This is a genomic window from Streptomyces sp. NPDC055400 (genome assembly GCF_053644375.1).
In genome coordinates, this window is record NZ_JBSHLM010000002.1 from 657,354 (window position 1) to 670,200 (window position 12,847).

Genomic DNA, 12,847 nt, shown 5'->3' on the forward strand with positions numbered 1-12,847 from the left:
TGTCAACGGAGCGTTCGCGTCAGGAAGCCGACCGCCCTGAGACGTCGGTGCCTGTTACTGCGGGGACCCGCCTCGGGGCGATGGTGGTGCGCCGTACAGCAGGTGTCGTACCTCGCCAGTCCGCCTGTTTCCCGTGGCGCGCGGTGGGTGGCGGCCGCTCGCTGGCGTCGGCACGGTACGGCGCCCTGTTGGGCGAACGTGAGGCGCCTGTCGAGCAGCTGGCCGCGGCGGCGCCGGATGGCATCGACGTGCTGATGAACACCATGCATCGCCGCATGCCACGCCGGTCGCTGCCCTGCGGCGCCGCTGCGTCGACCTCGTACCTGCCGCAACCGCGCTCTGTCGCGCCGCCACCCGCTGATCACCCGTCAGTCCTGGCGCTGAATGTCTCGCACCTCACCTCTTGCGCCACTCCTCGGCCAGCAACTCGTAGGACCGCACCCGGTCCGCGTGGCCGTGGGTGATCGTGGTGATCAGCAGTTCGTCGGCGCCGGTGGCCTCCTGGAGCTGGGCCAGCTGGTCGGCGACCCGGCCCGGGGATCCGACGAACTGAGTGTCGAGGCGGTCCTGGACCAGCGCCCGGTCAGCGTCGGACCATGCGTGGGCGCGGGCCTCGTCCGGCGTGGGGAACTGGATCGCGCCCTCGGCCGTACGGATGCTGCGAACCCACAGGCCGTAGCCTGTGGCGAGTTCGCGGGCGGTCTCGTCGTCCTCGGCGACCACGACGTCCGCGGACACGCTGACGTACGGCTTGTCCAGGACGTCGGAAGGCTGGAACGCGGCCCGATAGCCCTCCGCCGCCTCCAGCACCGTAGCCGGACTGACGTGATAGTTCGCCGCGAACCGCAGACCGTTGCGGCCCGCGACCTCGGCGCTCTCGCCTCCACTGCTGCCCAGGATCCAGATCTCGACATCGGCGCCCTCCCCCGGCACGACGTGGGCCTCGACACCGTCAGCGGAGCGGTACGTGCCCGCCAGCAATGCCAGGATGTCGTCGATCTGCTCGCCGTAGGGCTGCGACTCGGCGTTCGGCAGGAGGAGCAGCTTCCGCTGGAGCGCGACACGCGGTGAGCCGAGCAGGTGCTCGAACGAGAACCGGGGCGGGATGCGCAGGCCGCCCGGGGCGCGGCCGTCGACCACCGAAGTCGCGGCCGGCTGCGGGGTGGCGGGCCCGCCGGGCGGGCGTCCGCCGGAGCGGCCGAGTCCCAGGTCGAGGCGCCCGGGGTGCAGTGCGTCGATCAGGCCGAACTCCTCGACCGTGGACAGGGCGGTGCGGTGACCCAGTTGTACGGCACCGGACCCGAGCCGGATGGTCGAGGTCGCGGAAGCGGTCAGAGCGAGCACGACCGCGGGCGAGGTCCCGGCCACGCCCGGGTTGAGGTGGTGCTCGGCGAACCAGTAGCGGGCGTACCCGAAGCTCTCGGCCTGCCGGGCCAGGTCGATGGAGTTGCGCAGCGCCTCGGTGGCGGTGGAACCGGACGAGATCGGGATCAGGTCCAGGACGCCGAGGGGGATGTCGGACATGTACGGAGGCTCCTCAGTGGTCGGCGGGCACGGACGCGGGCACGGGCTCCGCTAGGGCCGGGCCCCATGAAAACGGCGGATCGGGGATCTCGCGGCGCAGCACCGGCGCGATGTCCGACTGGAAGAGTTCGAGGGAGTCCCGGTGTTGACGGTCAGTCAGCCCTCCTGCGTCCGCGTGCAGATGCAGCACGGTGTGCCCGAATCGTTCGTGGTAGCGGTGCACCTTCTCGATGATCTGCTGGGGGCTGCCGATCAGCGCCGAGCTGCGCTCCACGAAGTCCTCCAGGGTCGAGAACACCGGCTCGAGACCCAGCCGCTCCTGGAACGCCAGGTTCCCCTCGAACACGGGCCGGTAGGCGGCGATCGCCTCCTGGGAGGTGCGGGCCGCGTAGAGGCCCGCCGTCCCGGCGCCGACCGCGATGGCGGCCGGATCGTGGCCGTAGTACTCCCAGCGCTCTCGGTAGTAGCGGATCAACTCGGCGTAGGGCTCTATGGGGTTGGTGACGTTGGCGGAGAAGAGCGGGTCGCCGTAGCGGGCGGCCAGGTCGACCGACTCCTTGCTGGTCGCGCTGCCATGCCAGACCCGGATCGGCTGCTGGAGGGGCCGGGGCCACACCTCCGCGTCCTCGAGTCCCGGGCGGAAGCGGGTCGCGGCGGTCACCTTGTCCTGGCGCCAGATCTTGCGGAACACCTCGTAGCTCTCGGCGTTGCGATCCCACTGGTCCTCGGGGGTGACCTGGAACAGGTCCCGCTGGGCGGCCCCGTTGCCCTTGCCGATGATCAGCTCAAGGCGTCCGCCGGAGAGATGGTCCAGGGTCGCGTAGTCCTCGTACGCCCGCACGGGGTCGAGGAGGCTGAGCGTGGTGACTGCCGTGAACAGGCGGATCCGAGAGGTGAGGGCGGCGATGTGACTGAGGACGACGGGTGGCGAGGAGGAGATGAAGGGCCGTTCGTGCCGCTCCCCCACGCCGAAGCCGTCGAAGCCCAGCTCCTCGGCGAGCAGCGCGTTGTCGAGCACCTCGCGGAAGCGGTCCTGAGTGGGCTTTCGGATGCCCGTCACCGGGTGCGGGGCGTGCACAATCAGGGTGATGGCGAGGAACTTCATGATGCCGCCCGCTCGTCGCGCACCACGTCGGGGTGGGCCAGGCCGAGGTGGTCGCGCAGGGTCGGTCCCTCGTACGCGGTGCGGAAGACGCCCTGTTCCTGGAGGAGCGGGACCACCTTGTCGGCGAAGGTGTCGAGGCCGCCCGGGGTGATGTGCGGGGCGAGGATGAAGCCGTCGCCGGCGTCGGCCTGGACGAAGTCGTTGATGGTCTTCGCGACGGTGGCCGGTGAGCCGATGAAGGACTGGCGGTTGCCGGTCTCGATGACCAGGTCGCGGATGGACCACTTGTTGGCCGCGGCGAGTTCGCGCCACTCGCGGGCCGTGGCCAGCGGGTCGCGGTACATGCGCACCTGGGCGCGCCCCTTGGAGATGTGGTTGTCGCTGACGTCCGGGTCGATGTCGGGCAGCGGGCCGTCCGGGTCGTACGAGGACAGGTCCCGGTTCCACACGAACTCGAGGTGCTTGATGGCGGTGGCGCCGCTGACCTGCTGGCGGCGCACCTCCTTGGCCAGGTCCTCGGCCTCGGCGTCGGTGTCGCCGAGCACGAAGGTCGCGGCCGGGAGGATCAGCAACTGGTCCGCCGTGCGGCCGTACTTGGCGAGGCGGGACTTGACGTCGGTGTAGAAGGCCTGGCCCGCGTCCAGGGTGCTGTACCGGCTGAAGATGGCGTCGGCGCCGCCGGCGGCGAACTCCCGGCCCTCTTCGGAGTCGCCGGCCTGGAAGATCACCGGGCGGCCCTGCGGCGAGCGCGGCACGTTGAACTGGCCGTGGATGTCGAAGTGTCGGCCCCGGTGCACGAAAGCGCCGGCCTTCGCGTCCCGCAGGAAGGTGCCGGTGGCCTGGTCGGCGACGATCTCGTCACCGTGCCAGGAATCGAACAGTTCGTTTGCTGTGGCCAGGAACTCCTTGGCCCTGGAGTAGCGCTCCTCCTGCGGGAGGAAGCCGCCGCGGCGGAAGTTCTCGCCGGTGAAGGCATCCCAGGAGGTGACGACGTTCCAGGCTGCGCGCCCGCCGGAGAGGTGATCGAGGCTGGCGAACTGGCGGGCCACTTCGTAGGGCTCGTTGAAGGTGGAGTTGATGGTGCCGGTCAGCCCGAGATGCTCGGTGACGGCGGCGAGCGCGGTGAGGATCGTGAACGTGTCGGGGCGGCCGACGACGTCCAAGTCGTAGATTTTTCCGCCCTGTTCACGCAGCCGCAGCCCCTCCGCGAGGAACAGGAAGTCGAACTTGGCGCGCTCGGCGGTCCGCGCGAAGTGCGCGAAGGAGCTGAACTCGATGTGGCTGCCGGCCTCGGGGTCGCTCCACACCGTGGTGTTGTTGACGCCGGGGAAGTGGGCGGCCAGGTGGATCTGCTTCAGGGGCTTGCTCATGTCGTACGGTCCCTCCGGCTCAGGTGGTGGCTGCGGCAGCGGCGTAGCGGTTGGCGGGACGGGCGAGCCCCAGAAGCCCGCGCAGGGTGTCGGCCTCGTAGCCGCGGCGGAAGGCGTCCCGGCGCTGGAGTTCGGGGACCAGGCCCCGGGTGATCGCCGGCAGGTCGTGCCCGGCGACGGCGGGACGCAGCCGGAAACCGCTCAGTCCGGCCGATTGCAGTTCCTGGAGCAGATCAGCGAGTTGGGCGGGGGCGCCGGTGAAGATCCGGGCGTCGCTGGTGTACGGGTATCCCGCGAGGGCGTCCAGGCGCTCCCGGCGGGCCACGGCCTCGGCGGGATCGTCGTCGAGGAAGACCACCAGGTCGCCGAAGATGTGAAGGGTCTCGTCGGCGCGGCCGGCCGCCGTCTGCTCGGCGCGGACCTCCTCGACGATGGCACGGGCCTGGCCGGCGTCGTGCGGGGTGACGTAGCCGATGTCGGCGGTCCGGGCCACCAGCCGGTAGGGGACGGTCGCGTGGGCCAGGGCGCTGACGATCGGCTGGCCCTGGGGCGGGCGGGGCGTGATCGAAGGGCCCTTGACGCTGAAGTGCTTGCCCTCGAAGTCGATGTAGTGCAGCTTGTCCCGGTCGACAAAGCGGCCGGTGGCAACGTCCCGGATCTCCGCGTCGTCCTCCCAGCTGTCCCAGAGCCGGCGCACGACCTCGACATAGTCGGCGGCCTCGTCGAAGGCATCGGCCACCACTTCCTGCACAGCAGCCGTGTCGTAGTCCTCCGTGCGGAACGGCGGGAACGTACGACGCCCGAAGTGCGCGGCCTCGTTCGGGCGTGCCGTGATCTGTACACGCAGGCCCGCGCGGCCGGTGCTCACATAGTCGAGGGTGGCGATCGCCTTGGAGATGTGGAACGGCTCCGTATGGGTGGCCACCACCGTCGGCACCACACCTATGTGGCTGGTCAGCGGGGCGACACGGGCGGCGATGAGGACGGCGTCCAGGCGGCTGCGGACCTGGTCGGTGCGGCCGTCGGACTCGGTGAACGACGTGGACTGGAGGCCGAGGGCGTCCTCGATGGTCACGAAGTCGAGCAGACCGCGCTCGGCCTCGGTGACGAGGTCGGTCCAGTAGGCGGCGGTGAGCAGTTCGCGGGGGCGGGCGACGGGCTCGCGCCAGGCGGCCGGGTGCCAGCCGGCGCCGTCGAGCGCGACGGCGAGGTGCAGAGGGGAGGGTGACGAGGACAAAGGAGTGACGCCTTCCTGATCAGCCGTACGAGGGAGCCGGCCCCGTACGAAGGGTGCGGCTGCGAGGTGGGTCCCCGGCCGAAGGCTGGGGGAGGATCAGGAGCAACAGAGCGCGGCGGCCACGCGCAACAGGTCGATGTGTGGCCGGGAGTACAGGTGCAGACGGCGGGGCGGGGCGGGATTCACGACGCGGTGACGGGACACGGGACGCATGTGCCTCACCTCCGCCCGCCCGGACCAGCGCCGCCGGGCTTCTTGTCGGCCTCGCACTCGCACCTCACCGAAGGGGCGCAACTCGCTGGTCGGAAAGCACAACAGCACGGCTAGGCCTTTTCTTCCGGCTGTCCGGCTTCTTGTCCGTCCCGGCCTTGCGTCGCCGGCTGTCCGCCCGGCGTGCGGACGAGCGCGAACCGCGTGCGGCGGCGCAGGGTGAACCCGATGGACTCGTAGAGCCGGATCGCGTGGGTGTTGCTCGCGGCGGCGTGGAGGAAAGGGATGTCGCCCCGTTCCCTGATCCCCGCCGCGACCGCGCGGACCAGCCGGGTGGCCAGGCCCCGGCCGCGGTGGTCCGGGTGGGTGCAGACGGCGCTGATCTCGGTCCAGCCCGGCGGACGGAGGCGTTCGCCAGCCAGGGCGATCAGCCGCCCGCGGTCCCGGATACCGAGATAGGTACCCAGCTCGATGGTACGGGGCCGGAAGGGGCCCGGCTGGGTGAGTGCGATCAGGCCGAGGATTTCGGGCACGTCGGCGGGCCCGAGCCGTACCGCTTCGTGTGCGGGTTCGGCGTACAGCGCGGTGTCGACCATCTGGACGCCGTCACCGCTCTGCTCGATCTCCCAGCCCTCGGGCACGGTCTGAACCCCGGTGACCGGGGTGACGGTGCCGGGTCCGACCAGTGCGGCCAGGTCGTCCCAGGCGCGGGGATCGGCGGGGTCTTCCAGGGCGGTGAACGGGGAGACGTCCGTGGGGTAGCGGGCGGCCCGGCCGACGCGTTCGGCGAGGTGGGCGTGCGGGCCGGTCAGCGCGGCCCAGGCGGCGTTGTCCAGGATGTGCGGTTCCGTCGGGCTCGGGGACGGGGTGTGGTGGAGGCTGGTGGACATGGCGGTGCGGAGTCTCCGTATCTGGAACGCGGCCCGGACTCCGCCGTGTCACGGCGGAGTCCGGTGGGCGGACGGCGGTCAGGAGTTGTCGAGCGGCAGGCCGGCCGGGTTGACCTCGGACGTGGCGACGGCCTCGTTGGAGAGGTTGTAGGCGGCGAGCCACTGGGCGTACCGACCGTTCTTGATCAGGTGGTTGACAGCGTCCGCGAGCAGCTTGGCCAGCCCGCTGGCCTTCTTCGCGGTGGCCGCGATGAGGCCCTGGAGCGTCGCTCCCGCACCGGAGAACTCGCCCGCGTTGCGCGTCGGGTTGGGTGTCTTGGCATGAGCAGGCCGTCGAGGATCGTCGGCCGCAGGAACCGGTATTGGAACCGGTCCCACTGGAAGAAGGGGTTGGTCGCCAGCCCGTGGACGATCTGGGCGACCAGCACCAGCACGACTGCCGTGATGGTCCAGCGGCGGGGATGCCGGAGCGGAAGAACTCGCTGCGCCGCCAGGGGCTTCGGCGCGGTGGTGGTGTCGGGGCGCGGGATCGCCTCGGCGGGCGGTGCTGATCCGGAGGACACAGTGATGCCCGGAGATTCACTCATGGTGGGCTCCAGCGGATTCGGACACCCCGGATCACGGAATGCGCCATTACCGCGCCGAGCGGGAGCAGCTCGGCACGAGGCGACGCACGCGTACACGCGGAACGGGGGCTGGGCGGGGAGAGGGCACACCGCGACAGCGGTGGTCGTCAGGGACTCAGAGAGCCGTCAGCCTTGGCAGAGGGTGCAACAAGCAGCCGTACACAGCGCGCTGTTGACGCGCATCAGGTCGACGGAGCGGTCCGCGCACAGCGGGACGCGGCCGAGGGGCCGCCATGCGGCCGTCCCGTCAGCTGCGTACATCGCTGTCACCATCAATTCTCCGGCCCTGGGGCAGTCTCGTCTGCGCCGCAAGTTAGGCATGCCCGGAAAAGAATGTCAACGCGAGTGACCACCAGGTGAGACCGCTTACTCGACCTCTCGACGGCGTCACGGAGCGCGCCGAAACTGACGTGGACGGTCACGATTGTCAGCGCCCACGGCGCGGGTTCGCCCCACTCATGTGATCACCGGCCCGGGCACGCTGACAGGCAACCCCCGCGACGGGGTGCCCAGCGTGACGACCGGGTCCCGCCGGTGCAGCGGGGCATGCGTGGTCTCGCGTCTCGCGAGCCCCGGAGGCGGGACCGGAGGGATGTCCTGGAACGGCTTGACGAGGCGCCTGTACATCAACCTGTTGCGTGTCTCCAGCGCTCACTGATCCTGCCCTCGCCGAAAACTCATCCGCCCTGGTGGGAGGAAGGGTGCACGAGTTGATCGCGGTCGGCCGGGATCACGTACTGGTGAAGTTGGTGATCAACACGGCATGATGATCCGCGGTGCTGCTGCGACTTGCCTATCTGGGTGTGACGAACGCGTTCGCGATGCTGCGCCCGCTGCGGCAGAGCGACGCCGCCGGAGCCGCCCGCGGAGTCGGTGGTGCCCGCCATGTCAGCAGGGCCGCGGCGAGGAGCGCGGAGCGGGCCGGGGGGAATCTCGGGCGGGACGCCGGAAGCATGAGGACCCCACAGTGGAGACGCGTTTCGGCAGGTCGTCGGGGTGCGGGTCCGCGAGTCGGCGTACATTACTGCGCCATCTCGCGCCGTCGCGCGCCCCACGGTCCGCTGAACGGGGCGCCCCGCGGTCCGTGGAGCGGACGTCCCGTGTCCACCCTCGTCGCCGTCGCCCGCGGGCGGGTGTCCCGCCTGACGGACCGGCCCGGTTGAGTCGGCGCCGGGTCGTCCATACGCTCCGTCGACCCCTGGCTCGATCGGCAAGGAGCGCACATGACCCGAAATTCCGCGACCGGCGACGCGGCCGCCGTGCGACGCGTCCTCACCGCGTCCGTCGCCGGCAACATGCTGGAGTGGTACGACTTCTTCCTCTATACGACGGCCGCCGCCATGGTCCTCGGCTCGGTCTTCTTCCCCTCCGGCGGGCATCCGCTGCTCGGCACGATCGCCGCCCTGGCCGGACACGCCGTCGGTTTCGCCGCACGTCCCCTCGGCGGTCTCTTCTTCGGCAACATCGGGGACCGGCGTGGGCGCAGGGCGGCGTTGCTCGCGACCATCTCGCTGATGGGCGGCGCCACTTTCTGCATGGGTCTGCTGCCCTCCTACGCGACGGCAGGCATCTTGTCGCCGCTGCTGCTCGTCGTGCTCCGCATCCTGCAGGGCGTCGCGGCGGGCGGCGAGTGGGGTGGCGGCGTGCTCATCATCACCGAAAATGTTCCGCCCGAACGCCGCGGATTTCTCGCCTCGTTCAGCTCGTGCGGCATGGGCATCGGCTTCGTACTCTCGTCCCTGGCGCTGTGGCTCGCCCAGCAGGCGACCGGTGACGCCTTCATTGCCTGGGGCTGGCGCCTGCCGTTCCTGGCGAGCGCGGTGATTTTCGCGGTCGGCCTGTACATCCGCCGCAACCTCGGTGAGACGGAGAGCTTCGAGGCGAAGGCCGGAGCGGAGAAGGCCGGAGCGAGCGAGACGCGTTCGCCGCTGCGCGAGGTGCTGCACCGCCACCCGCGCCAGGTCCTGTTCGCCATGGCTCTGCGGTTCGCGGACAGCGGCGCGAGCTACATCTTCATGTCCTTCTCGCTCGTGTACGGGGCGTACGTCGGCATCTCCCCCACGGTGCTGCTGTGGGCGGGGATCGCCGGGATGACGGTGGACTCGATGATGATGCTCGTCTTCGGGCGGCTCTCCGACCGGCTCGGGCGGCGGCCCGTCTACCTTGGCGGGGCGATCGGCATCGTCGTCTGGGCGGCACCGTTCTTCCTGCTCATGGACACCGGGAACACCGCGGCGGTGTGGCTGGCGTTCGTCGTCGGGCACATCGCCATCGCCGCGATGATCGGTGTCCAGCCCTCGTACTTCGCCGAGCTGTTCAGCACGAAGACCCGGTACTCCGGGATGGCGATCGGGCATGAGCTGTCCTCCGCCGTGGCCGGCGGACTGTCGCCGGTGGTCGCGACGGCGCTGCTCGCCTCGACCGGGCACTTTCTGCCGGTCGCCCTGCTCACCGTCGGTATGGCGTTGGTCGCGACCGTGGCACTGGTCTTCTTCGCGGACGGCACGACGACGGACACCGCGCAGGTGACCTCCGGGACGGACGCGCAGAAAGTCACTGGGGCGAAAGAGGACGCCGAGACGCCTGTTTCCTGATGTTTACACCCGGGTCCCTCTATGCAACGCGCCCTTGCTGCACTTCAAATGGCATTTCCTGCCGTGCGGAGCGAGAGGACGCTGATGGGATCGATGGCATCGACGGTACCGACGGGGCCGATAGGACCGGACGAGGATGTCGCCCTGCCCAATTCTGTCCTTGGCAAGGCGCAGCTGCTGCTCGGCGCGTTCGAGTCGGGTGCGGTGCGGCTGCGGCTGAGCGAGCTGAGCCGGCGTTCCGGGGTGCCGAAGGCGTCGGCCTACCGCCTCGCCCAGGAGCTGGTGCGGTGGGGGCTGCTCGACCGGCATGACGAGACGTACGAGCTCGGCATGCGGCTGTTCCAGCTCGGTGAGCGCGTGCCGGCCTCCGCGGTGCTGCGTTCCGTCGCCCGGCCGCTGCTCACCGATCTGTTCGCCCGGACCCACGCCACGATCCACCTCGCGGTGCTCGACGCGACTCATGTGCTGTTCGTCGAGAAGATCGCCGGGGAGGAGAGCGTGCTCACGCATTCGCAGCTCGCGGGGCGGCTGCCGGCGTCGTGCACAGCGACCGGGAAGGTGCTGCTCGCTCTCTCCCCGGACGGGCGCCGGCACATCGGGCAGCTGCCCCGGGGTGCGGGGCTCGCGACGCTGACCGAGCGGTCCGTGGTGTCCCCTGCGGTTCTCAAGCGGCAGCTGGCTGCCGTCGAGCGGCAACGCTTCGCCCATGAGGTCGGCGAGGTCAGGGCCGGCCACGCCAGTCTCGCCGTGCCGGTGGAAGGACCCGACGGAGTCGTGTGCGCGGCGCTTTCGGCGACCGGCCCCGTGTCCGAGGTCTCGGTGGAGCGGCTGCTGCCCACGCTGCGTGCCACGGCGGCCCGGATCACCCGGGGGCTCGCGGGGCCCGTGGCGCCGCGGGTTCGGTGAGCGGAACGGCTGTCTGGCCGCCCGGGCCCCGGGAGGTGATCGTGAGGCTCCGCTTGCAAGGGATGGGGAGGAGCCGTGGTGGGAGCAGACCCGTCGCCGCTGCGCGTACTCGATCTGACGGATGAACTGGCTTTCCAGGGTGCACGGTTGCTCGTGGGCCTGGGTGTCGACGTCGTACGGATCGAGCCGGGCGCGGACTTGGACCCGGCGGCCAGAACGCACTGGCACGCGGGCAAACGCTGGGTTCCGGTGCGCGGTGAGTCCGGACTCGACGCGTTGGCGCGTGGGGCCGACATCGTTCTGGAGAGTGGACCCGTCGCGCAGCTGCGCGGCGTACGGGACGACGGTACGTCCCGGTGGCCGCATGCCGTGCACGTGGTGGTGACACCGTTCGGTCTCACCGGGCCGCGACGCGACTGGGTCGGCGACGACCTCGTCCTGGCGTCGGCGGGCGGCATGACGTGGCTCGGCGGACGGCCGGACGGGCAGCCGAAGCCGCCGCCGCGCGAGCAGGCGGTGCAGACGGCCGGGGTGCACGCGGCGATCGGGGCGCTGCTCGGCGTCGTCTCGGGAACGCCTCAACTGGTCGACGTCTCCGTTCAGGAAGCAGTCGCCGCCACCCTGGAGACCGCCGCCCTCGCATGGATCCACGCCGGGCGCTTCCCCGTTCGCAACGGAGGCGTGTACGAGCACGTGGCGCACCGGATCTTCAAGGCGGCGGACGGATACGTGGCCGGGGGCTACTCGGGCAGCGACCGTATGTGGACCGATCTGCTCGCGTGGATGATGGAGCGGGGCGAGGCCGGGGACCTGGTCGACGCGTGCTGGAGCGACGCCGCCTTCCGGTGGACGGGGCGGCCCCATGTCGATGAACTCGTGCAGCGGTTCGCCGCGCGGTGGCGGGCCGCGGAACTCGCCGACACGGCGCGGGAGCGTGCCCTGCCGTGGGCGGAGGTGGTGCCGCCGGAACGCCTGACAACCAACGCCCAGTTGCGCGACCGCGGCTTCCTCGTCACGGTGACCGGGGACGGGCTGCCGGAGGGCGGTGTTGAGGACGTCGGGTTCCCGTGGGCGGCGCTCCCCCGGCCGGTCGCGCTCGACGCGCTCAAGGAGGTGCCGGAAGCCGCTTCTCCATGGCGGGCGGCGAAGCCACGCGGGCTCCCCGGGAACCCCAAGTCCCGTCCGCTGCAAGGGGTCCGCGTGCTCGACCTGACCTGGGTGCTCGCCGGGCCGTATGTCACCAAGCAGCTGGGCGAGTACGGCGCGGACATCGTCAAGGTCGAATCGGAGCACCGCCAGGACCCCACCCGCTTCGCGCCCTCGATGCATCTGCGGCCGGGCACCGACCCGGACGACAGCGGCTACTTCCTCAACTTCAACCGGAACAAGCGCAGCGTCGCGCTGAACCTGCGAACCGCTGAAGGGCAGCGTCTGCTGCGGGAGTTGGTTCCGCACTGCGACGTGGTCGTGGAGAACTTCAGCCCCGGGGTGCTCGCCCGCTGGGGCATGGACTACGCGTCGCTGCGCGAACTCAACCCCGACGTCGTCCTCGTGTCGATGGCCGGCGTCGGGCAGACCGGCCCCTGGCGCAAGGCCGTCACCTTCGCCGACACGCTCGCCGCGATGTCTGGCCTGTCGAGCGAGACCGGCGACCCCGGCGGCCCACCGCAGGGCCTCACCTTCGGGCTCGGCGACATGGTCGCGGCCAACGCCGCCGTGCTGGCCACGCTCGACCTGCTCGTGCAGCACCGCGGCGGGCACGTGGACCTGTCCCAGCTGGAGGCGATGGCCGCGACGATGGGCCCGGCCGCCCTGGAGCCGGTCCTTGGCGAGGACCTGCCGGATCCGCGGACCGCCACCCACCCGAACCGCTCTCCGCGCGCCGTGCCGCACGGCGTGTATCCGGCGGCAGGGGACGACCGGTGGGTGGCCGTCTCCGTGACGGACGACGCGCAGTGGCGCGCACTGGCCGAGCTGGCCGAACTTCCGGGCCGGGAGGACGACTTGGCGGAGCGCCGGACCCGCGAGGACGGAATCGACTCGGCTCTGGCGGAGTGGACACGGGGCCATGACCCCCATGCGCTCGCCGCGCTGTTGCAGTCCGCAGGCATCGGGGCCGCGGTCGTGGCGACCGGCCAGGACCTGGTCGACGCCGACGAGCACCTCGCGGCCCGCGGCTTCTATCCCGTGCTGGACCATCCGCTGGCCGGACCGATCCGGCACGAGGGCATCGTCGCCCGCCTCGCCGCGACCCCGGGCGCACTCACCGCGCCGGCCCCGCTGCTCGGGCAGCACACCCGAGAAGTGCTGCACGAACTCCTGGGCCTGGGCGAGGACCGGCTCGACGCCCTGGCCGCGGAGGGAGTCACCCGATGAGACCCATGA

At 71.0% G+C, this 12,847-nt stretch carries 9 protein-coding genes, 2 pseudogenes and 1 riboswitch; of the genes and pseudogenes, 3 read left to right on the forward strand and 8 right to left on the reverse strand.

Annotation, left to right across the window (positions count from 1 at the left end; genetic code table 11):
- Nucleotides 1-396: 396 nt before the first annotated feature.
- The 8 genes and pseudogenes from ACWIGU_RS07375 to ACWIGU_RS07410 form a co-directional block, all read right to left on the reverse strand.
- On the reverse strand, nucleotides 397-1,524 hold the full coding sequence (locus ACWIGU_RS07375) for an LLM class flavin-dependent oxidoreductase (RefSeq protein WP_454398348.1): 1,128 nt from the start codon (nucleotides 1,522-1,524) through the stop codon (nucleotides 397-399).
- 13 nt (nucleotides 1,525-1,537) lie between these two features.
- Nucleotides 1,538-2,629 (reverse strand): LLM class flavin-dependent oxidoreductase, encoded by a 1,092-nt coding sequence (locus tag ACWIGU_RS07380; protein WP_454398350.1) that lies wholly within the window; start codon nucleotides 2,627-2,629, stop codon nucleotides 1,538-1,540.
- Nucleotides 2,626-3,999, reverse strand: a complete 1,374-nt coding sequence (locus ACWIGU_RS07385) for an NtaA/DmoA family FMN-dependent monooxygenase (protein ID WP_454398352.1) — start codon at nucleotides 3,997-3,999, stop codon at nucleotides 2,626-2,628. The genes ACWIGU_RS07380 and ACWIGU_RS07385 overlap by 4 nt, the downstream gene beginning before the upstream one ends.
- Nucleotides 4,000-4,018: 19 nt before the next feature.
- Nucleotides 4,019-5,236, reverse strand: a complete 1,218-nt coding sequence (locus ACWIGU_RS07390; RefSeq protein WP_454398354.1) for an LLM class flavin-dependent oxidoreductase — start codon at nucleotides 5,234-5,236, stop codon at nucleotides 4,019-4,021.
- 96 nt (nucleotides 5,237-5,332) lie between these two features.
- Entirely contained in the window at nucleotides 5,333-5,449 is a 117-nt protein-coding gene (locus ACWIGU_RS07395; protein WP_454398356.1) for a putative leader peptide, read from the reverse strand.
- Between the two features lie 110 nt (nucleotides 5,450-5,559).
- The gene (locus ACWIGU_RS07400; RefSeq protein WP_454398358.1) at nucleotides 5,560-6,336 is read right to left on the reverse strand and encodes a GNAT family N-acetyltransferase; all 777 of its coding nucleotides are present in this window, start codon (nucleotides 6,334-6,336) and stop codon (nucleotides 5,560-5,562) included.
- A 78-nt stretch (nucleotides 6,337-6,414) separates the two neighbouring features.
- Nucleotides 6,415-6,657, reverse strand: a pseudogene (locus ACWIGU_RS07405) (ABC transporter substrate-binding protein); the annotation flags it as partial.
- Nucleotides 6,657-6,923: pseudogene (locus tag ACWIGU_RS07410) on the reverse strand (amino acid ABC transporter permease); the annotation flags it as partial. The pseudogenes ACWIGU_RS07410 and ACWIGU_RS07405, both read right to left, overlap by 1 nt.
- 455 nt (nucleotides 6,924-7,378) lie before the next feature.
- A riboswitch (SAM riboswitch) is annotated at nucleotides 7,379-7,519 on the forward strand.
- Nucleotides 7,520-8,185: 666 nt separating this feature from the next.
- Between ACWIGU_RS07410 and ACWIGU_RS07415 the strand changes: the two are divergent.
- From ACWIGU_RS07415 to ACWIGU_RS07425, 3 genes are all read left to right on the forward strand, one after another.
- Nucleotides 8,186-9,556, forward strand: coding sequence for an MFS transporter (locus ACWIGU_RS07415; protein ID WP_454398360.1), 1,371 nt, complete (start codon nucleotides 8,186-8,188; stop codon nucleotides 9,554-9,556).
- Between the two features lie 93 nt (nucleotides 9,557-9,649).
- The gene (locus tag ACWIGU_RS07420; RefSeq protein ID WP_454398362.1) at nucleotides 9,650-10,462 is read left to right on the forward strand and encodes an IclR family transcriptional regulator; all 813 of its coding nucleotides are present in this window, start codon (nucleotides 9,650-9,652) and stop codon (nucleotides 10,460-10,462) included.
- A gap of 78 nt (nucleotides 10,463-10,540) precedes the next feature.
- A complete protein-coding gene (locus ACWIGU_RS07425) occupies nucleotides 10,541-12,838 on the forward strand; it encodes a CoA transferase (protein WP_454398363.1) in 2,298 nt (765 codons plus the stop codon).
- Nucleotides 12,839-12,847 lie beyond the last annotated feature (9 nt).

Bases quoted from the DNA above. Each gene is read 5' to 3' on its own strand.
- ACWIGU_RS07375 (WP_454398348.1), bottom strand. From the start codon at position 1,524: ATGTCCGACATCCCCCTCGGCGTCCTGGACCTGATCCCGATCTCGTCC.
- ACWIGU_RS07380 (WP_454398350.1), bottom strand. From the start codon at position 2,629: ATGAAGTTCCTCGCCATCACCCTGATTGTGCACGCCCCGCACCCGGTG.
- ACWIGU_RS07385 (WP_454398352.1), bottom strand. From the start codon at position 3,999: ATGAGCAAGCCCCTGAAGCAGATCCACCTGGCCGCCCACTTCCCCGGC.
- ACWIGU_RS07395 (WP_454398356.1), bottom strand. From the start codon at position 5,449: ATGCGTCCCGTGTCCCGTCACCGCGTCGTGAATCCCGCCCCGCCCCGC.
- ACWIGU_RS07400 (WP_454398358.1), bottom strand. From the start codon at position 6,336: ATGTCCACCAGCCTCCACCACACCCCGTCCCCGAGCCCGACGGAACCG.
- ACWIGU_RS07415 (WP_454398360.1), top strand. From the start codon at position 8,186: ATGACCCGAAATTCCGCGACCGGCGACGCGGCCGCCGTGCGACGCGTC.
- ACWIGU_RS07420 (WP_454398362.1), top strand. From the start codon at position 9,650: ATGGCATCGACGGTACCGACGGGGCCGATAGGACCGGACGAGGATGTC.